Origin of the sequence: Pseudoalteromonas qingdaonensis, from assembly GCF_038739665.1 — a bacterium.
GTDB lineage: Bacteria > Pseudomonadota > Gammaproteobacteria > Enterobacterales > Alteromonadaceae > Pseudoalteromonas > Pseudoalteromonas qingdaonensis.
The window spans coordinates 102,598-121,470 of record NZ_JBCGCU010000006.1 but is presented as its reverse complement, the minus strand read 5'-3'; the positions used below and the strand labels follow the sequence as shown (position 1 = coordinate 121,470).

General features: G+C 47.5%; 19 protein-coding genes. 12 read left to right on the top strand and 7 right to left on the bottom strand.

All coding sequences use genetic code 11. From position 1 onward, the window contains the following. Nucleotides 1-76 precede the first annotated feature (76 nt). The 5 genes from WCN91_RS07410 to WCN91_RS07390 all read left to right on the top strand — a co-directional run bounded on the left by WCN91_RS07410 (nt 77) and on the right by WCN91_RS07390 (nt 5,275). Nucleotides 77-421, top strand: coding sequence for a hypothetical protein (locus WCN91_RS07410; RefSeq protein ID WP_342677754.1), 345 nt, complete (start codon nt 77-79; stop codon nt 419-421). 239 nt (nt 422-660) lie between these two features. After that, the gene (locus WCN91_RS07405) at nt 661-1,806 is read left to right on the top strand and encodes a hypothetical protein (RefSeq protein ID WP_342677752.1); all 1,146 of its coding nucleotides are present in this window, start codon (nt 661-663) and stop codon (nt 1,804-1,806) included. 51 nt (nt 1,807-1,857) lie between these two features. Further along, a complete protein-coding gene (locus tag WCN91_RS07400) occupies nt 1,858-2,313 on the top strand; it encodes a hypothetical protein (RefSeq protein ID WP_342677750.1) in 456 nt (151 codons plus the stop codon). A 14-nt stretch (nt 2,314-2,327) separates the two neighbouring features. Continuing rightward, on the top strand, nt 2,328-3,023 hold the full coding sequence (locus WCN91_RS07395; protein ID WP_342677748.1) for a hypothetical protein: 696 nt from the start codon (nt 2,328-2,330) through the stop codon (nt 3,021-3,023). A gap of 251 nt (nt 3,024-3,274) precedes the next feature. Continuing rightward, nucleotides 3,275-5,275 carry a S8 family serine peptidase gene (locus tag WCN91_RS07390; protein WP_342677746.1) on the top strand — a complete coding sequence of 667 codons (2,001 nt, stop codon included), beginning with the start codon at nt 3,275-3,277 and terminating at the stop codon, nt 5,273-5,275. A 76-nt stretch (nt 5,276-5,351) separates the two neighbouring features. On the opposite strand, the gene WCN91_RS07385 is transcribed toward WCN91_RS07390, so the two are convergent. From WCN91_RS07385 to WCN91_RS07375, 3 genes are all read right to left on the bottom strand, one after another. After that, on the bottom strand, nt 5,352-6,608 hold the full coding sequence (locus WCN91_RS07385; RefSeq protein ID WP_342677744.1) for an SLC5/6 family protein: 1,257 nt from the start codon (nt 6,606-6,608) through the stop codon (nt 5,352-5,354). Nucleotides 6,609-6,791: 183 nt separating this feature from the next. After that, the gene (locus WCN91_RS07380) at nt 6,792-8,366 is read right to left on the bottom strand and encodes a peptide MFS transporter (RefSeq protein ID WP_342677743.1); all 1,575 of its coding nucleotides are present in this window, start codon (nt 8,364-8,366) and stop codon (nt 6,792-6,794) included. 103 nt (nt 8,367-8,469) lie between these two features. Then, entirely contained in the window at nt 8,470-9,270 is an 801-nt protein-coding gene (locus WCN91_RS07375) for a UDP-2,3-diacylglucosamine diphosphatase (RefSeq protein WP_342677741.1), read from the bottom strand. A 46-nt stretch (nt 9,271-9,316) separates the two neighbouring features. On the opposite strand from WCN91_RS07375, the gene WCN91_RS07370 reads away from it, so the two are divergent. From WCN91_RS07370 to WCN91_RS15170, 3 genes are all read left to right on the top strand, one after another. After that, entirely contained in the window at nt 9,317-9,514 is a 198-nt protein-coding gene (locus WCN91_RS07370; protein ID WP_342677739.1) for a hypothetical protein, read from the top strand. Between the two features lie 70 nt (nt 9,515-9,584). After that, nucleotides 9,585-9,725, top strand: a complete 141-nt coding sequence (locus WCN91_RS07365; protein WP_342677737.1) for a hypothetical protein — start codon at nt 9,585-9,587, stop codon at nt 9,723-9,725. A 441-nt stretch (nt 9,726-10,166) separates the two neighbouring features. Beyond that, entirely contained in the window at nt 10,167-10,298 is a 132-nt protein-coding gene (locus WCN91_RS15170; RefSeq protein ID WP_425416021.1) for a DUF333 domain-containing protein, read from the top strand. Between the two features lie 73 nt (nt 10,299-10,371). Here WCN91_RS15170 and WCN91_RS07360 read toward each other — a convergent pair whose 3' ends face one another. The 4 genes from WCN91_RS07360 to WCN91_RS07345 all read right to left on the bottom strand — a co-directional run bounded on the left by WCN91_RS07360 (nt 10,372) and on the right by WCN91_RS07345 (nt 15,375). Next, nucleotides 10,372-12,099, bottom strand: a complete 1,728-nt coding sequence (locus tag WCN91_RS07360; protein WP_342677735.1) for a proline--tRNA ligase — start codon at nt 12,097-12,099, stop codon at nt 10,372-10,374. A gap of 72 nt (nt 12,100-12,171) precedes the next feature. Then, complete coding sequence (gene tsaA / locus WCN91_RS07355; RefSeq protein WP_342677733.1) at nt 12,172-12,879, bottom strand: tRNA (N6-threonylcarbamoyladenosine(37)-N6)-methyltransferase TrmO; 708 nt, start codon at nt 12,877-12,879, stop codon at nt 12,172-12,174. Nucleotides 12,880-12,981: 102 nt separating this feature from the next. Continuing rightward, nucleotides 12,982-13,458, bottom strand: a complete 477-nt coding sequence (locus tag WCN91_RS07350; protein ID WP_105199913.1) for an acyl-CoA thioesterase — start codon at nt 13,456-13,458, stop codon at nt 12,982-12,984. Nucleotides 13,459-13,728: 270 nt separating this feature from the next. Further along, entirely contained in the window at nt 13,729-15,375 is a 1,647-nt protein-coding gene (locus WCN91_RS07345; protein WP_342677730.1) for an electron transfer flavoprotein-ubiquinone oxidoreductase, read from the bottom strand. Between the two features lie 230 nt (nt 15,376-15,605). Here WCN91_RS07345 and WCN91_RS07340 point away from each other — a divergent pair, with 230 nt between their 5' ends. From WCN91_RS07340 to WCN91_RS07325, 4 genes are all read left to right on the top strand, one after another. Continuing rightward, the gene (locus WCN91_RS07340; protein ID WP_342677728.1) at nt 15,606-16,358 is read left to right on the top strand and encodes an electron transfer flavoprotein subunit beta/FixA family protein; all 753 of its coding nucleotides are present in this window, start codon (nt 15,606-15,608) and stop codon (nt 16,356-16,358) included. After that, nucleotides 16,355-17,281, top strand: a complete 927-nt coding sequence (locus WCN91_RS07335) for an electron transfer flavoprotein subunit alpha/FixB family protein (protein WP_342677726.1) — start codon at nt 16,355-16,357, stop codon at nt 17,279-17,281. Before WCN91_RS07340 ends, WCN91_RS07335 begins: the two co-directional genes overlap by 4 nt. Nucleotides 17,282-17,752: 471 nt before the next feature. After that, nucleotides 17,753-18,064: a hypothetical protein gene (locus WCN91_RS07330; protein ID WP_342677724.1), complete on the top strand. Its 312-nt coding sequence runs from the start codon at nt 17,753-17,755 to the stop codon at nt 18,062-18,064. A gap of 418 nt (nt 18,065-18,482) precedes the next feature. Next, nucleotides 18,483-18,848 carry a hypothetical protein gene (locus tag WCN91_RS07325; RefSeq protein WP_342677722.1) on the top strand — a complete coding sequence of 122 codons (366 nt, stop codon included), beginning with the start codon at nt 18,483-18,485 and terminating at the stop codon, nt 18,846-18,848. Nucleotides 18,849-18,873 lie beyond the last annotated feature (25 nt).

The following is an 18,873-nucleotide window of genomic DNA, read 5'->3' as shown; positions in this document are numbered from 1 at the left end:
AGCTTGATGAACGATATTATTTTTTGATTTTTCTTTTAGTTTTTATTCACTTGAATATATAAGCACGGAGCAATAGATGAATACACTTCGACTCAGCCTTGTTGCGCTTCTACCTTTGAGCCAGGGCTTGGCCGCCCAAGACAGTACCAATGTGGAGTTTGCAGCCGAAAATAACCAAGCCGACGTTTTTATCGAAAAATGCCACACGTGGCGAAATGCTATGCGTGACAATGATATGGACTTAATGTGGACCTTTGTTGAAGAAAAGTTCAAAGGACCCCTTAAGCCAAAAATGGCACAAAAACTTAAGAAAGTCGCCGCCAAGCATAGGCGTCACCTAGATGAGGCCGGAGCATATGTACAGCGCTCGGTGTCCTTGTCTCAGGAGACACCAAGTGATACCGCCCAAGTTATTGTTTAATGGGATAATAACGGGACAGGAAGTAAGGATATCGGTTATGTGGATAGCTGTGTTTTTGAGCAATTGCCAGGCACCACAAAGTGGGTACTTGATATATAGAAAATAATGCTAAGGGGGCGTCGTGTCTCTTAATTTATATATGTATAAATCCGGCGGAGCATTCCGCCGGTTTGTTTTGCGTCCCCCCTCTTTTACCGATTAAAAAACATGCGGATGTCATTAAGAGTTAAGGAGTAGCAGTGAAAAATACCCAGCAAATAACATCTATAAATGAATGGGTAGCAAAGGGGGCTGCAGCCCCCTTCGTTGTGTTGATTTTATTTAGTGTGCTCAGCCAAGATATAACCGCAATTGTGATTAATACACTATTTGTGGCTGTTTTATTTGCGTTTCAACAACGATTATTGTTGCAGGCAAAGGCATTGGTGATTCGAAGTCAGTTTAGTTTTTTTGGCAAGACTTTCTGTGTTATTTATGAACGCTCTATTCCCTTGACCTCCATCACAGAGCTAACTTTCAGCCAACGGCAACATAAGAATGATCTCGCCATTACTTATAAAAATGGAAACGGTGAAATTAAGATCTTATCTTTTTCATGCTTACACCAAGCACAGCAGACGATGGAGTTGCTCAGCGCTTCGGGCCTTAAATACAGCGTTCACAGACCTACTCGGAACACAAAGGGACTACAAGCCGATGACACAAAAGAGACTGTAACGGATATTTTCCCATTAGGCGCTCTTGGTAAGGAAATAAAACCAACACACACCATAGCGCGCTTTGCCATGCCCTTACCACAAGACAAAGTTTTAACCCCTTGGGTGACGGCCGGAATTTTCGCTTTGGTGACAATTGGCTTGACAGCATCTTCGGGAAATTGGGTTGCTGCCTGTGTATTTATCGCTTTAACCTACCTCAGTTATTGGCTAGCACGAGCCTATATCAGCAATAAGCATTACTTTGTAGCCGCTTCTCCTTGTAGTGATATTGTTGTTAAGGAAGAGCATTTATTTCTACCTGCGCTGTTGTTTACAGACAGGCAAGCACGGGAACTGCATAAAGAGCAGGTGAAACGAATTGTGGTGAAATGGAACTACTATATTGTTGGTAAGCCAGACATAGAAAACGCAAGCTTAGGACAGCAAAACCTAAAACATGCTTATGTAGTTGATGTAACCTTTTATACTGATCAAGGTGATACCCTTGCGCTGACAGGGATGAGTGTGAATGCACAGGCATTATTGCTAGCTCTTACACATTGGCATTATCCGGTATCTCTGGAGCGTTCAAATAAACTGGCGATGCCGATCATGGTGCATGTGCGTATTGGCGCAGTAATTGCGGTTATTGGGGTAATCCTTGCATCATTAATAAAGTATTTTTAACTGGGTGAATCCCTTGAGAATGATTCACTATATTTAGATTAAGGAAGAAGCATGAGGACAATTAACTTATTGGGGATAATGTCTTTTTTATCCCTTGGCGTTGAGGCATCGGATTACAGTGTGCCAATTGAAAATTGCGTAAAAGCAGCCGAGGCAGTCAAAAATAATGATGCAGCCTTGTTAAAGCCGCTGGTAAGAGATTTGAATCCAGAAGAAGAAAAGGCCATGACGCCGTATCTGGCAAAAGTCCATACCTATTACACCAAGGGTAGCTATCAGGGTATTAGAAACTTTCGTACCAAAGACGTACAAGTAATCGAAAATGCCAAAACCAGCATCTATCAAGATACGCGCGAAAATGCAGAAAAGTATAATTACGACGAAGAGATTTGGGTCAATTATTCGTTCGATACCAGCCGTGTTGATAAAAAGGATGCCGTCAAAAGCGGGCAGTGTAAATTTGCCCAAATCGGTGGCCGCTGGGTCATGATGAATGTATTAAATTAATTGCTAATTCAATTATGAAGCTAGAACTTACCGATCCTGTATGGTTTTCCTACGTCCATTTTAAAGGGCAAAAGGGGCTTTCCCCGCACAGTGTTATTAAGCTGCCATTACTTAGGCTGCTGGCGACGCTTTCGCCAAAAAAGGAATGGCTGTTTGCCCTTATGGTACTGGCGTTAGCGCCGCTGCCTTTTATCCTTGAGCCCCATTTTGGCCCTAGAGGCTTTGTATTTATCTATTTTCCGGCCTTGGTCGGTGTCTTGATGCTTAAGCGCATTGTCTTTTGGCGCACCTTTGGCGCCGATAAGAAAAAGTTGCTGACTTTGAGTGCCGAGCAAATTGAGATAAGCCCATTGGCATGTGCTCAGTTAAGTGAAAAAGCCGTGCTATCTCGTCAGCAGATTGCCAAGGTAAAGGTTTGCTACACCTTGACTCATGATCATGATGTGGGCAGCTCAGGGGCGAGGGCCTCGGTAAATCAGATTACCTTAGTGCTTGAGAACCAAAGTGAGTATAAGTTAGATGGCTACCGCCTTGGTCTGGCTAATGTGCTCTATTTACTGGTTTATTTTGACTATCCTTTGGAGTTTAGTAAGCAGTCAATAGCCCAAGTCCCTGGGCATCTTTGGCCCCTCACTTTACGACTGCTCCCCATCTGTGCCAATGTTCCGGCACTGGGGCAGGCATTATTTGCGTTAAAGAGCGTTTTTTAGCGAACCAGAATTAACAATTTACAAGGATGTAAATAACCTGCCAATTTCTATATTCCCCCTCGTTTGTGTACCGATTTCTTCCGACGATAAAATCGCCTGCTATACTCTTTTTGGTATTTGTTCACCTTTTATTAACAGCAAGCCGTAATTAAAAGTAAAAGAGGGCAAAGTCAGGGGCGGATCAGCGCAAGTGGTTCCAGCTATCCAGCCCCGCTGGAAGATAAGGTATAAACCAACTTAGGAATCCATCTATGCTGAAAATAAAACGACCCCTGGTAGCGACAGCTGTGCTGTCTGCATTATCACTCGCAGGCGCTGCACAGGCGGCCAACGAAGAGCAGCGCTATATAGTCAAATTCAAACCAGGGCAAAAAGCCTCGGTGATGACAGCTGTGAGTAATAATCGGGGTAAGGTTAAACGTGAGCTCGACAAGCATCGCCTCGTTGCGGTTACGCTTCCTGCGCAAGCGGCCAAACAATTTAAAAACAGAAAAGACATAGAGTTTGTCGAGGTCGATCAAAAGCGCTATTTGATGGCCGAAAGCATGCCTTATGGCATCTCTATGGTACAAGCAAACCAAGTCAGTGACGCCCTAACCGGTAATATGAAGGTCTGTATCATGGACACAGGTTATGATTTGGGCCATGAAGACCTGCCCAACACGGGCGTTACTGGGGATGACGGTTACGGCAGCTATAATTCCGGTAACTGGTATGAAGATGGCCATGGTCATGGCACTCATGTCTCGGGCACCATAGCAGCCTTGGGCGGAAACGGCACCGGCGTGGTGGGGGTGAACCCCAGCGGTAATTTAAGCCTGCATATGGTTAAGGTGTTCGACAGTAGCGGCAACTGGGCGTATGGCTCGGATCTGGTTGCTGCGGTCGATCAATGTATGGCGGCCGGCGCCAAGGTGATCAGCATGAGCCTTGGCGGCAGCGGCTCAAGCAGTGCCGAGCAAGCTGCGTTTGATAATGCTCACGCTAATGGCCTGCTTTCTATCGCCGCGGCGGGTAATGACGGTAACAGCAGCATGTCTTATCCGGCTTCTTATGGTTCCGTGGTCTCGGTTGCAGCGGTGGACTCTAACGGCAATAAAGCCAGCTTCTCCCAGTACAACAGCCAGGTGGAAATTGCCGCGCCCGGCGTGGCGGTTAATTCCACTTTGCCTAATAACAGTTACGCGGCCTGGAGCGGTACCTCCATGGCCACTCCTCATGTCGCTGGCGTTGCCGCTTTAGTATGGAGTCACTATCCAAGTTGTAGCAATGATCAGCTACGTACCGCTATGGCGATATCGGCTGAAGACCGCGGCAGCGCGGGAAGAGATAACAGCTATGGCTGGGGTATAGTCAAGGCTAAGGCGATGTTTGACTTGTTCGCCGATGGTTGTGATGTGGGCAATTTACCTGAGCCCCCAGAGCCCGAGAGCTTAGTTAAAGGCGTGCCGGTTGAAAATCTTTCCGGCGCCAGTGGCGACTCCTATGACTACAAGCTGGCTGTGCCAGCGGGGGCAACAAATCTGGAATTTAATATGTCTAGTGGCCTCGGGGATGCGGATCTTTATGTGAAGTTTGGCTCTAAACCCAGCGGCAGTGACTATGACTGTCGTCCCTACATAGCAGGAAATAACGAGAGTTGTAGTTTCGAATCACCACAAACGGGCTCCTATTATGTAACCGTACTGGGTTATAACAGCTTCTCAGGTGCTTCGCTTGTTGGCGATTATGAGGGAGGTGGTACACCGAATACACCACCAAGCAGTGCATTTAGCTTTAGCTGCACCGAACTAAGTTGTGATTTTGACGCCAGCGCCAGCTCTGACAGCGATGGCAGCATCAGTAGTTACAGCTGGGAGTTTGGTGATGGTAGCACCGCCACTGGTCAGGCGACCTCGCACAATTACAGCACAGATGGCAGTTATAGCGTCACCTTGACGGTCATCGATAATGATGGTGACTCGCACAGCAGCACAGAAGTGTTGACAGTAACTGGCGGCTCAACGAGTGACATTAGCCTACAGGCATCCGGCTATGCTTCAAAAGGTACGCGTTATGTAGATTTAACCTGGAGCAACGCCAACGGCAATAATGTCGATGTGTATCGCAGCAAAAAACGTAATACGGCGACCTTTTCCACGGCCAATGATGGCGCTCATACCGACTCCTTCGGTGGTGGTGGTTCCGTTGTCTATAAGGTGTGTGAGTCAGGCACGTCAAACTGCTCGGCGGAAGTGACGGTGAATTTCTAATTACACCCAGCACTCAAATAAAAAATCCACCCTATGATTGGGTGGATTTTTTATGTGAAGCTCATTTTCCTAGCGGTTAACCAAGCAGGCTATACATCAAGGCCGATACCGCTAAGGCGCCTACCAGCAAGACAAACAGGGTGCTGGGGTTACCTCGGTATTGCGCTAGAGCCGGCACCTTGTACACGGCAACCATGGGCATAATAAAGAGGATCATGGCGATAATAGGGCCGGAAATCGCTTCCATCATACCCAGGATGCTGGGGTTATAAATGGCACACACCCAGATAGCTATAAACATCAGCGCCACACCCAGTTTATCGGCGCCGCTATAGCTTAGTGACGAATGCTTTACTACCAAACCGTTAAAACTCTCACGGGCACCTAAAAAGTGGCCAAAGAAAGAAGAGGTAATGGCAACAAAGGCGATCAGCGGGCCAGCATAGGCAAGCAGTGGGTTGTTATAGGTGTTGGCAAGATAAGAAAGCACAGAGATATTGGCTTCCTTGGCCGCTAACAGCTCTTCACTGGAGAGCGCAAACACACAAGAGAATACAAATAGCAGCACAAAGCTTATTAGCATAATGGCGGTGTACTTTAAGATTCTGTCGGATTTGCTACGTGCCTGCTCGCCATAGTGACGGCGCTGGGCATTGGCGAAGCTGGAAATTGCTGCGGCATGGCTAAATGAAAAAACGATCACAGGCACCGCTAACCAAAGGTTTTTCGCAAGCTCTGGAGCGCTGCCCATATTCATCGAAGGCATTTGCCAGTGCGGAATTAAGTATAACGATAAGCCAAATAATACAGCTACCAGGGGGTAAACCAAGAATGCGAAGGCGCGCAGCATCAGCTTTTCGCCGCCTAGCATTACCGCCACCATGGCCGCCACCAGTACACCCGAAAGCAGCGCGCGCGGTGGTGAGTTCATGCCGAGCTGATGGACGAGAAAGTCATCTACCGTATTGGTTAAAGCGACGCCATAAATTAATAAAATCGGGAAGATGGAAAGAAAGTAGAGCAAGGAGATAAGGCGCCCAGCAGTGATGCCAAAATGTTCCTGCACCACATCGGTAAAATCGCTGTCGTCCTTCTTTGACGAGAGTACAAAACGGGCTAAGCCGCGGTGCGCTAAATAGGTCATGGGGAAGGCGGCCAACGCCATAATCACTAGGGGCCAAAACCCTCCTAAGCCCACATTAATGGGTAAGAATAAGATACCCGCACCAACGGCGGTACCAAAAAGGCTAAGCAGCCAATGAGTGTCGTGACGATTCCATGAACTTGCTGGTGCCGAGGCGCTGGCGCCAAGGACTTGGTGAGAGGAGTTCATATACTATTACCTGATACTGCATAAAAATTCGGGGCAATAATACATAATATGACAAAATAATTCATACTTATGCGTAAAAGAGTGTATTTTCATGTGACTGGTAGGGCCTGTCGTCAGGATATTATTTGCTCTATTTATAAAAAAGGCCCCTGAATTCAGAGGCCTAGTTGGATAGCTAGTTAATTACACTTTTTGCTCTTCGGCTTGCTCGCCTGGGCTGGTATTGAGCCTGAGCTCATCGGTGTCATTGGCGCGCTCCCAAAACTTGGCTTTAAAGTTAAGCAGCACCAGAACTATACCCACGCCTATGCTGAATAGGGCGATTTGCATATATAAGCCTGGGATCTGCTGCACATTTTCCGGGTCGAACGAGCCGGCCAGTAATCCCGAGATAATATTGCCGATGGAATAGGTCAGTACAAACACCCCCATCATTTGTCCCACATAGCGAGCGGGCGACAGACGACTTACGGCACTTAAGGCTACCGGGCTTAAGCACAGCTCACCGACCGTATGCAGGAAGTAGGTAGTAATAAGCCAGTAAGGTGCTACTTTCAGACCATCAGCGGCGTATTGTGCGGCAAAAAACATCACCAAAAAGCCAGTGGCCATAATGATTAAGCCCACCGCACATTTTACGCTGTAAGAAGGGGTGATCATGCGCTTGGCCATATTGATCCACAGGGCAGCGAAAAATGGCGACAGTACAATAATGAAAATTGAGTTAGCCGATTGGAACCAAGCGGTCGGAATTTCAAAGCTGCCCACTAAGCGGTCGGTGTAGTCACGGGCAAACAGGTTCAGCGACGAGCCGGCTTGCTCAAAGCCAGACCAGAAACAGGCCGAGGCCACACACACCAAAAACAGCGCCCACATGCGCTTTTTTTCACTCTCGGTGAGCTCACCCATAAAATAGATATGGCCAAAATAAATAAAGAAGGTGATGGTAAAGACGATGGCCACAGAGCCGGCCAGTGCCACTGGGTTGATCACCAACCAGCCTTGGTAAGTGGCAATAACGGTCAGGATAACAATAGCGATAAAGGCGCCGATCACAGTCCAAGCCAGGGATGTCCCTTTGGTTGACAGCGGATTAGCGGGTCTGTCGTTAATACCGGCAATATAACCCTGGCTAAAGCGATATTGCACCAAACCCAAGGCCATGCCCACGGCGGCAGCACCAAAAGCCCAGTGCCAGCCAAGATTTTCCATAAAGTAACCACAGACGCCATAACCTATCATGGAGCCGATATTAATCCCCATATAGTAGATGGCGTAGCCACTGTCGCGGCGCTCGTCTTCGGTTTTATAGAGCTGACCGACCATGGCACTGATATTGGGTTTAAGTAAACCTGTGCCTGTGGCCACGAATATCAAGCCGATAAAGAAGGAGCTGGGGTGAGGAATGGCAAGAATAATATGGCCGCACATAATAATGATACCGCCATACCAGACGGTTCTTTGGCCGCCGAGGAGGCGATCTGAGATCCAGCCGCCGGGCAGGCCTAAAAAGTACACAGCCCCCGTGTATAAACCATAAATAGCGGCGGCGGAGGCCACGGTAAAGGCCAGACCCTCTTGTTGCAAGGAGGCGGTCATAAAAAGCACCAACATGGCGCGCATGCCGTAATAACTCATGCGCTCCCACATTTCGGTGAAGAACAGGGTTTGCAGGCCTTTAGGGTGACCGAAAAACGCAGTATCTAGCTTGGCATCCCCAGCCACGCTTTGTTGCCCAGATAATTGCTCGTCAGACATAGATTCACTTCCATTATTGTCGTTATAGTGAACAATTATTAGTACGTGAATTAGCCGCGATATGCAACCTTGGCCACCAACTTGTGTGGCCCTTGTAGAATAATTACGCTGCTTTACTGTTCACTTCCGCCAGGGTGTTGGTTGCCACCACATGCTGAGTATCAGACCAGTGTAGCAGCTCCATACGACCATGCTCGTTTTCGACCAGGGCAGTGCAGTTTTCTATCCAGTCGCCGTCGTTACAATAAACAATGCCATCACTGACTCGCATCTGTGGCTGGTGAATATGGCCACAAACAATACCATCGTAGCCTTGGCGCTTGGCTTCATGAATGGCGGCATTTTCAAATGCGGTTATTGCCGCTTGCGCCTTATGAACCCGCGCTTTTATCCAAGACGCCAGTGACCAGTAATTACCACCAAAGAGACGGCGAAAACGGTTATGCCAACGATTTAGAAACAGCAAAAAATCATAGGCGGCATCGCCTGCCACTCGAATGAGTCTGTTGTAGCGGGTGGCCGAGTCGAAATCATCACCATGGAGAATTAAAAAGCGCTTGCCGTCATCCGTGGTATGCACAAACTGACGATGCACCTCCACCCCCATCAGGGTGTCTTTGTCGTAGCGGCGGAAGGTTTCATCATGGTTGCCCGGCACATAAATAACCCGTGTGCCTTCATCAGCTTTGGCTTTTAGGGCTTCAAGCACATGGTAATGGCTGGGGTGCCAGAAAAAGCGACGTTTCATCGACCAAAGGTCGACAATATCACCGACTAAATAAAGTCGGTTGCACTGTATGCTGTTTAAGAAGTCCAATAGATATTGAGCCTTACAGTCTTTATAGCCCAAGTGTACATCTGATATAAAAACGGCTCGGTAGTAGGTGCGCTTATTCGTATCCATAATCAGCTTCATTCCAGAGTAGTAGAATCCAGCCTAGGAGGCGCGAATGACAATAAGAAGTCTAAAAAAAGAACAATCCATGACAATGCTGATCTTGTTATTATTGTTCTTTGTCGGTGGCTGTAAGTCCACTATTAATGGCGGCGATGCATTTGTTGGTGTCGACTTTATTAATCGCACCGGGGCGCAGATAAGGGATGTAAAGCTGGCGGTGATAGAAAGAAGGCAGCACGGCTCATGTTAGTTGCACTCAGATTGACGCAGCGGCTCAGTGCGGAACCGGCTTCCCGGCGCACAGCTACCATGGCGAATAATTGCGTTTAAGCTATTATCAAGGGACGGATCTTAAAAGCCACCTGGTTAAAATCAAGGTGCCCGAAGAGGGGGTTCAGTTTTATCGCGTGCAAATCCGGGTTACGGCATTGGCACCCGATGTACCGGTATTAAAGCAATAAGAAATAAATTACAGGAGTTAGTAAATTTGCGTTAGCTGCAAAATTTGATGTGGTAAAACCAAGGATTAAGGAGGCACAGATGCGTGTAGTAATAATGCTAGTGTCACTGTGTGTTGTTGCCGCTTGCGAGCAGCAGCCAGCCACCGAATTGCAGCCAGGCGATATGGGCAATCCAGCGATACGCTTTTGCGTTGAGCAGGGCGGACATTACCTAGGGTCTGTTGACCTTTGTTGTTCGTTTCTGCAGCAGTTTGTAGTGTATTTATACAAGGCGGCACATGTGTGGTGTAGTTATTCTACATGAACATGTAACAACACAGTAGAAATGCGCTACAAGCGCTGCCCTACGGGTTCATCTAAACGCATCCTGCTCTGTGTTACTCGCTATGAACATAGAATGACTATGCATCATAACGAGCGTCGTGATCAGAATGCGTTTAGATTGAACATAAAGTAAACCGCAAAGATAAACAGACCCTAAGTGAAGGTAGAGCTGCTAATCGGCGACAGTATTGTGTCTTGGATGATGGCACTAAGGTCGATATGTGGGAGTTTTATCGAGACTATCAATGACATTAAAAAAGCCAGTCCTGATGAGACTGGCTTTTTCTTTTGCCCAGTTGTGAGCTTAGCTGTGAGCTGCGACCTAGTCTTGTTGTAGCTTGGCAACAATAGCGGCCACCGCATCGTCGATTTTAAGCATGGTTTTCTCACCGGTACGGCGGTTTTTCAGCTCAACTTCGTCGTTATCCAGGTTACGCTCGCCAATAACCAGGGTATAAGGCACACCTAGCAGTTCCATGTCGTTAAACATTACGCCCGGGCGCTCTTTACGGTCATCGAACAACACATCCACACCGGCTGCTTGCAGCTCGCTATAAAAACGCTCGGCAATATCAGGAATACGGTGTGACTTGTGCATATTCATAGGCACAATGGCCACCTCGAACGGGGCGATATTCTTAGGCCAGATAATACCGTACTGGTCGTTGTTTTGCTCAATAGCAGCGGCAACCACACGGCTAACACCAATGCCGTAACAACCCATGGTCATGGTCTGGTTTTTACCGTCTTCACCTAATACGCCAGCGTTCATGGCTTCTGAGTATTTAGTGCCAAGCTGGAAGATATGACCTACTTCGATACCGCGCTTAATGCTTAAAGTACCTTGACCACAAGGGCTTGGATCGCCTTCAACCACGTTACGTATGTCGGCAACTTCATAGCCAGTTACATCGCGCTCCCAGTTGATGCCGCTGTAGTGCACATCATCGCTGTTGGCACCGGCAACAAAGTCAGCCATTACCGCCGCACTGCGATCAACAATGATTGGCACAGTAAGGCCAACCGGGCCAAGTGAACCAGGACGAGCGCCAACGGTGGCTACTATGTCTTCTTCTTTAGCCATTTCCAGCGGTGAGAACACACCGGCCAGCTTTTCGGCTTTCAATTCGTTCAGTTCATGGTCGCCACGTACCACAAGGGCTACCAGGCCACGCTCGCCTTGCTCGTTTTCTTCGCCGTAAACGAACAGGGTTTTAACGCCGCGGTGTGGTTTTACACCATAGTGCTCTTTTAACTCGGCAATGGTTTTGGCATTCGGGGTGTCGAACTTTTGCAGCTCTTTACTTGGCTCAGGGCGTGCATCACTCGGTGCTAAGGCTTCTGCCTTTTCGATGTTGGCGGCGTAATCACTGCCGTCGCTAAAGGCGATGGCGTCTTCGCCGGATTCGGCTAAAACGTGGAACTCATGGGAGAAGCTGCCGCCGATAGAGCCGGTATCGGCCAATACAGGGCGGTAATCCAGACCTAAACGGTCGAAGATATTACAGTAAGCCTGGTGCAGCTTTTCATAAGTCTGCGCCAAACACTCTTCGCTCAGGTGGAAAGAGTAGGCGTCTTTCATCATAAACTCGCGTGAGCGCATGATGCCAAAGCGCGGGCGAATTTCATCGCGCACCTTGGTTTGAATTTGATACAAGGTGATAGGTAACTGCTTATAGCTGCTTACTTCACGACGAATGCAATCTGTGATCACTTCTTCATGCGTTGGACCTAAGGCAAACGGACGATTATGACGGTCTTCAATACGTAGTAGCTCGGGACCATATTGCTCCCAACGACCCGACTCCTGCCATAGCTCGGCGGGTTGGATAATGGGCATCAGCATTTCGATGGCGCCGGCCTTGTTCATTTCTTCACGAACAATGTTTTCTACTTTTTTAAGTACTTTTACACCGCTTGGAAGCCAGGTGTACAGGCCCGAGGCCAATTTGCGGATCATCCCGGCGCGAAGCATAAGCTGGTGGCTTACCACCTCGGCATCTGAAGGGGTTTCTTTCAAGGTCGCAAGTAAATACTGACTGGTACGCATGAAGGTTCCGTTTTGTTATTAGTAAATAGATATGGGCGCTAGTTTAGCAGTGCTGCGCCCGTGGGCAAAGCGCTAAAGTGGCGATATTTGCTCGACATGATTATGCTCGCCATCAACTTGCCAGCGAATATTAAAATCATACAAGGTCATGCCGTAACTTTGCGTCCCTTCTTTGTTTTTCTTATAGGCCGGACGCGGGTCCTGCTGCAATACCTGGGTAATAAAGGTTTGCAGCTGTAAAGCAGGATCGACCTTGGCGATAAAGGTCAGCGCCTGCTCGGAAAAGCTCACCGTCATCTGGGTTTGCGGGCGGGTGTCGGCAAACCCGGCACTGGCATCGGGCAGGGCGTCGGAATAAGGCAGATAGGGTTTGATATCCAGCACCGGAGTGCCATCAAGTAAGTCGACGCCACCGAGCTGTAATGTGACTTGGCCGTTTGCATAATCAACACCAAGCAGCTCCACCGCACTCATGCCTATGGCATTGGGACGAAAGGTGGCACGGGTGGCAAATACTCCTTTGCGCGCATTACCGCCTAAACGAGGTGGGCGCACCAAGGCGGAATAGCCCTTATCGGCAGTTTCATGAAAGCGAAACAGCACCCAGATATGGGTGAATTCTTCAATGCCGCGAACAAACTCTTCGTGATTAAATTCGCCCGTCAGCACCAACTGAGCACGAGCGGTATCCACTAAGCGTGGCTGCCTGGGAATGGCAAACTTTTGTTTATAGGGTGAGCGGATATGGCCTATGGCGTCGATGGCAAAGGATGTGGTCACGGCAATACTATTAGGTGTTAAATAAGCGCGCCAGTGTATCGGCGGCGCCGGTTTAATTCAAGGGCTGGCACCGAGCATTCGATACCAGCGTTAATATTAGGGCTAGCCCTTGTCTGTGGTTTGCTGCAACAGATTTTCCGTTTCTATGGCAATTTCTTTCATCCGTATGGCGTAGGCTTCGAGGCGTTTTTGCTCTGTGGTTTTGGCGACAAACTCGGGTACCTCAACCGGGTAGCCAGCTTGATCCATGGCGACGAAGCTGATCACGCAATGGTTGGTCTCCACCATATGCTGGGTTTTTGGGTCGCCACAGCGCACCTGAATAAAGATTTGCATACTGGTTTTGCCGGTGTGGGCGATACTGGCCTCAACCTCAATTAGTTGGCCAACAAGTACGGGGCGGCTGAACTTGACCCCGGCCACCGACACGGTCACACAATAATGGCCGCTCCAACCAGCGGCACAGGCGTAACCGGCCTGATCTATCCATTTCATTACTACGCCGCCATGCACCTTACCGCCAAAGTTGACGTCTGTGGGCTCGGCTAAAAAGCGAAAGGTCACTGATTGTTGTGGCATTGTTCTTCCTCGGCTGCCTAAGTGCTTATTCATAGTATAGTAAATGTTTGAATTTGGGCACAAAAAAGGGGCTGACGCCCCAGTTGCAACTTAGGATATAGAAAAGGTTTATACCAATTCTGTTAGGTATGTGATCAGAGATAGCGCTGTATAAATGAGATGATCACAAGGCGGAATTTTTCTTGTGTAGTAATCTACATCGAAAAATTCCAACACAGTGAGCATGATAATTAGCCCGCTAGAATGATTAGCTATTTAAGTGAATTGGTATTACATATTTGGATAGTTTGGACCGCCGGCACCTTCTGGGGTTACCCAGGTGATATTCTGGCTAGGGTCTTTAATATCACAGGTTTTACAGTGCACGCAGTTTTGCGCATTGATCACAAACTTAGGCTCGCCTTCGCTGTTATCCACTTCGTAAACACCCGCTGGGCAATAGCGCTGCGCCGGTTCATCAAAGCGCGCCAGGTTCACCTTGATAGGGATGCTGGCATCTTTAAGTTTAAGATGACAAGGCTGCGACTCTTCGTGATTGGTATTTGATAAAAATACCGAGGACAATTTATCAAAGCTGAGCTGGCCATCTGGTTTTGGGTAATCAATTTTTGGCGTTTGCGCTGCCGGTAACAAGGTGGCGTAATCCGGGGTATTATCCTTAAAGGTGAAGGGTAGTTTACCGGCAAACAGGTTTTGATCTAGGGTGTTATAAGCACCGCCTAAGAACTTACCCAGCTTGTGCATGGCCGGGCCAAAGTTACGCGAGCGGTATAACTCATCATACAACCAGGACGCTTCAAAGCGATCTGCGAAGTCAACCAGATCCGTATGTTGTTGGTCTGCTTTAAGCGCAGCAAAAATACTTTCCGCAGCTAGCATGCCAGACTTCATCGCCGTGTGATTACCCTTTATCTTGGCGAAGTTCAGGGTACCGGCGTCGCAGCCTACCAATAAACCGCCTGGGAAGTGCATCTTAGGTAAAGAATGCAGACCACCTTTGGCAAGGGCGCGGGCACCATAGGCCAGGCGCTTACCGCCGCTGAGCATATCGGCAAACACAGGATGATGCTTCATGCGCTGGAATTCATCAAATGGACTTAGATGCGGGTTTGAATAGTTCAAATCCACGATTAAACCAACCACCACCTGGTTGTCCTCAGCGTGATACATAAAGGCACCGCCGTTGGTATCACCTGATAAAGGCCAACCCGTACCATGGACTACTTTACCGGCTTGGTGTTTATCCGCATCTATTTGCCAGATCTCTTTAAAGCCGATGCCATAGTGTTGCACCGAGCTGTTTTTATCCAGGGCAAATTGATTAATTAACTGCTTACCCAGGTGACCACGACAGCCCTCGGCAAAGATGGTGTACTTGGCGCGCAGTTCCATGCCCGGCATATAGCCTGGCTTTTCATTGCCGTCTTTATCCAGTCCCATATCACCGGTAATAATGCCTTTCACCGTATCGTCTTCGATAATAAGGTCGTGGGCGCTAAAGCCTGGGAAGATTTCTACCCCAAGCTGCTCGGCTTGCTCGGCCAAAAAGCGACAAACATTACCCATGGAAACAATGTAGTTACCATTATTATGGAAGGTTTTAGGAACCATAAAGTGGGGCAGGGACTTGGCGCTTTTCTCGTCGTTGAACCAATAGATCTCATCCTCGGTCACAGCTGTGGTTACCGGAGCGCCTAGCTCCTTCCAGTTTGGCAACAGCTCGTCAAGGGCCTTGGTTTCAAATACCGCACCGGAGAGAATATGAGCACCGACTTCCGAGCCTTTCTCTACCACGCATATCATTAATTCTTGTTGTTGTTCTTGTGCAAGCTGCGCAAGTTTAATGGCGCTGGCAAGGCCGCTAGGCCCTGCGCCTACGATCACCACGTCAAATTCCATGGTCTCACGTTCTACCATAATAATCCCCTGCTATTGATGACGGTCAAAGTGTTACGAAATGCAAATTAATCGTTACACAAAAGATAGTGCTCCAAGGTTATTTTAGGTTGACGTTTACGTCAACAGGAAGTAGGCTGATTTCATCAAAATAAATAAGTTTACGTTAACGTCAGGTTGTGGTGTCAAAATAGTGATTATGCGGGTTTTAGCCGTATCCCCATCTTCCTGCGTCTCTATTAGGAGCATATATGAAAGTATTAGTGCCCATTAAACGTGTAATCGATTACAACGTAAAAGTACGCGTTAAGGCTGATAAAAGTGATGTGGATTTGGCCAATGTAAAAATGGCGATGAACCCATTTTGTGAAATTGCCATCGAAGAAGCGATTCGTTTAAAAGAAGCGGGTAAAGCGACCGAAGTTGTGGCCGTGACTATTGGTGATAAATCCGCTCAAGAGCAACTGCGTACCGCATTAGCTCTGGGTGCCGACAGCGCTATTCATATTGAAAGCGAAGATAAGCTGGACTCACTGCATGTGGCCAAGTTGCTTGATAAGGTCATTGACGAACAGCAGCCAGATTTGGTGATTTTAGGTAAGCAAAGTATTGATGCCGACAACAACCAAACAGGTCAAATGCTGGCAGCGCTGCGTGGTTGGCCGCAAGGCACCTTCGCCTCAAAAGTAGAACTAAACGACGGTAAGGTGAATGTGACCCGTGAAGTAGACGGTGGTCTGCAAACCGTGGCCCTTACACTGCCGGCAATCGTGACAACGGATCTGCGTTTGAACGAGCCTCGTTATGCATCTTTACCTAACATCATGAAGGCTAAACGTAAGCCGTTGGATGTTAAAAATGCCGCCGATATGGGTGTTGATCTTACCCCTCGCGTGCAATTGGTAAGCGTTGAAGAGCCAAGTCAGCGCCAAGGTGGAGTGATCGTTGAAGACGTAGCAACCCTGGTCAGTAAGTTGAAGAATGAAGCGAAGGTGGTGTCATGAAATCATTAGTTATTGCTGAACACGAATACGGTCAACTAAAGCCGGAAACGGCAAAAACAGTGCATGCGGCCGCTAAAGTTGGCGCCGATATCGACCTACTTCTTATTGGTGAAGGTTTGGAGGCTGCGGCTCAAGAAGCAAGCACTATTAGTGGTGTAAGTCGCGTTCTAGTAGCCGACAACGCTGAGTACGCACATCAGCTAGCAGAAAACTGTGCCGACCTAGTGGTTAAGCTAAGCGCCGATTACAGCCATATCTTCGCCAGCGCCACCACCACAGGCAAAAACATGATGCCACGTGTTGCCGCGTTACTTGATAAAGCACAGGTATCGGACATTATTGACGTAATCGACGCCGAAACCTTTAAGCGTCCAATTTATGCCGGTAACGCCATTGCCACGGTGAAATCATTGGAGTCACAGCACATCATCACCGTACGTGCCAGTGCCTTTGATATTGCCGAGCAGGGCGGCAGCGCACCGATTGAAGCAATTGCTGATGTGATTGCCTCTAGCAACAGCGCATTTGTATCAAAAGAGCAGACCGAGTCTGAGCGCCCTGAGCTTACCGCTGCCGATGTGATCATCTCGGGTGGTCGTGGCATGCAAAACGGTGAGAACTTCAAGCTGCTTGAAGGTATTGCCGATAAGCTAGGTGCCGCCATTGGTGCTTCTCGTGCCGCGGTAGACGCAGGTTTCGTACCTAACGATATGCAGGTAGGTCAAACGGGTAAAATCGTTGCTCCTAACCTTTACATTGCCGTGGGTATCAGTGGTGCCATTCAACACCTAGCAGGTATGAAAGACTCTAAGGTGATTGTGGCCATCAATAAAGACCCGGATGCTCCTATCTTCCAGGTGGCCGACTATGGTCTGGTAGCGGATCTGTTCGAGGTATTACCTGAGCTTGAAGCCGCTCTGTAAAAGATGCTGGATATACAGGGTCTGTTGACCTTTGTTGTTTGTTTCTGCAGCAGTTTGTAGTGAATTTATACAAGGCGGCACATGTGTGGTGTAGTTATTCTACATAAACATGTAACAACACAGTAGAAATGCGCTACAAGCGCTGCCCTACGGGTTCATCTAAATGCATCCTGCTCTGTGTTACTCGCTATGAACATAGGCGAGCAAGACCGAAGCAATGCTTCGCAGCTTAGCGAGGTGAGCGCATGGATGCGCGATGTAACCAAGCTTCATGGATGAATTTGACCACATAAATCAGTGATTATATTCATCAGAATGCGTTTAGATTGAACATAAAGTAAACCGCAAAGATAAACAGACCCTATCTAAGCCTGTATGAGCTTTTCTTATACGGGCTTCTTTATGTTGATATTTAGCCCGCTAGAATGATTAGCTATTTAAGTGAATTAGTATTATCTACAAGGAGAGTGTATGAAAAATGTCATCTATTTATTGCTGATTTTGTGCAGCGCCATGGCGTTTGCGGGGCAAAGCTTCCGTCTTTCGGATGGCGACTTGGTTTATACGGGTATGAATAAAATAGAAATACTTGATAAGCTGGGTGAGCCGTTAATAAAGGATGTGCAAAGTATTGGTGTAGACAAAGGCGATGGCTTTGCTGGTAAGAAAACCGAAATTTGGTCTTATCGATTGCAAGGCGATATTGGCGGTGAATACTTGGTATCTGTCACCTTTAAAGGCGATAAAGTAACAAGTATAGATTCCAAGCAACGCAATCGTTGATGGATAACTGTGAGAGAGTAATAAAGACTCATACCAAGTAATAAAGATTCTGAGTATTAAAGTATCATACTAAAATGGCAGCGTTCGTAATCGATAGGCTGCCATTCCTAAATCGAAAATGCCCCAAAAAGAGTTAACGTAATTACTCTAAAAGTCTGCTTTAAGCGAACATTGAATACTTTCTTTTGATACAGTTTTATATTCAGAATTTACAACTTTCCCCTATATTCAGGAAAATGAGCAATTTGCGCATATTTGTCGTCAGACCACTTTACCAATTTAAAAATATTTTGTTAGCTAGCAAAAGGTTAGCTAATTTGATAAAAACGTAGTAATCAGAAAAGTGAGCAGTTGTGTGGTAGAAATATGCGCGATTTGCGCACTATTAAATTGTTAGGCTCAAAACTCGGAATTGGCTATGAGAAGAATTAGAGTTGAGGTTGGAAATCCAGAAACTGAAGAGTGGGGTGAATCGTCCTATATCGATCTGGTGCCATATGAGGAGGTTTTTCAAAAGCAGTATCCAGGATTGCCTTCCTATCCAGGAATAGAAGATCAACTAGCTGTCAAAGATATAGAAATTGATGTGGCTGGGGAGGCAGTAATTAGTATAGAGGCACATCATCATATTCCAAAAAATAGCATTAGTATTTTTGTAAGGTATCAAGGGCAGAGTTTTGTTCAGGCAACGGGAACAGCAATTGATCATGAGGGCATTGGCCTTTCTTTGCTATTTACACCTCCTTCTTCAAAAGTTCCGGTAAGTTTAACCTGTGAAGCCTAACAAGTTGGTGAAGTTCACTCCGGTG

Bases quoted from the DNA above. Each gene is read 5' to 3' on its own strand.
- WCN91_RS07390 (WP_342677746.1), top strand. From the start codon at position 3,275: ATGCTGAAAATAAAACGACCCCTGGTAGCGACAGCTGTGCTGTCTGCA.
- WCN91_RS07335 (WP_342677726.1), top strand. From the start codon at position 16,355: ATGAAATCATTAGTTATTGCTGAACACGAATACGGTCAACTAAAGCCG.
- WCN91_RS07330 (WP_342677724.1), top strand. From the start codon at position 17,753: ATGAAAAATGTCATCTATTTATTGCTGATTTTGTGCAGCGCCATGGCG.
- WCN91_RS07400 (WP_342677750.1), top strand. From the start codon at position 1,858: ATGAGGACAATTAACTTATTGGGGATAATGTCTTTTTTATCCCTTGGC.
- WCN91_RS07340 (WP_342677728.1), top strand. From the start codon at position 15,606: ATGAAAGTATTAGTGCCCATTAAACGTGTAATCGATTACAACGTAAAA.
- WCN91_RS07395 (WP_342677748.1), top strand. From the start codon at position 2,328: ATGAAGCTAGAACTTACCGATCCTGTATGGTTTTCCTACGTCCATTTT.
- WCN91_RS07345 (WP_342677730.1), bottom strand. From the start codon at position 15,375: ATGGTAGAACGTGAGACCATGGAATTTGACGTGGTGATCGTAGGCGCA.
- WCN91_RS07375 (WP_342677741.1), bottom strand. From the start codon at position 9,270: ATGGATACGAATAAGCGCACCTACTACCGAGCCGTTTTTATATCAGAT.
- WCN91_RS07385 (WP_342677744.1), bottom strand. From the start codon at position 6,608: ATGAACTCCTCTCACCAAGTCCTTGGCGCCAGCGCCTCGGCACCAGCA.
- WCN91_RS07360 (WP_342677735.1), bottom strand. From the start codon at position 12,099: ATGCGTACCAGTCAGTATTTACTTGCGACCTTGAAAGAAACCCCTTCA.
- WCN91_RS07410 (WP_342677754.1), top strand. From the start codon at position 77: ATGAATACACTTCGACTCAGCCTTGTTGCGCTTCTACCTTTGAGCCAG.
- WCN91_RS07325 (WP_342677722.1), top strand. From the start codon at position 18,483: ATGAGAAGAATTAGAGTTGAGGTTGGAAATCCAGAAACTGAAGAGTGG.
- WCN91_RS07370 (WP_342677739.1), top strand. From the start codon at position 9,317: ATGACAATAAGAAGTCTAAAAAAAGAACAATCCATGACAATGCTGATC.
- WCN91_RS07380 (WP_342677743.1), bottom strand. From the start codon at position 8,366: ATGTCTGACGAGCAATTATCTGGGCAACAAAGCGTGGCTGGGGATGCC.
- WCN91_RS07350 (WP_105199913.1), bottom strand. From the start codon at position 13,458: ATGCCACAACAATCAGTGACCTTTCGCTTTTTAGCCGAGCCCACAGAC.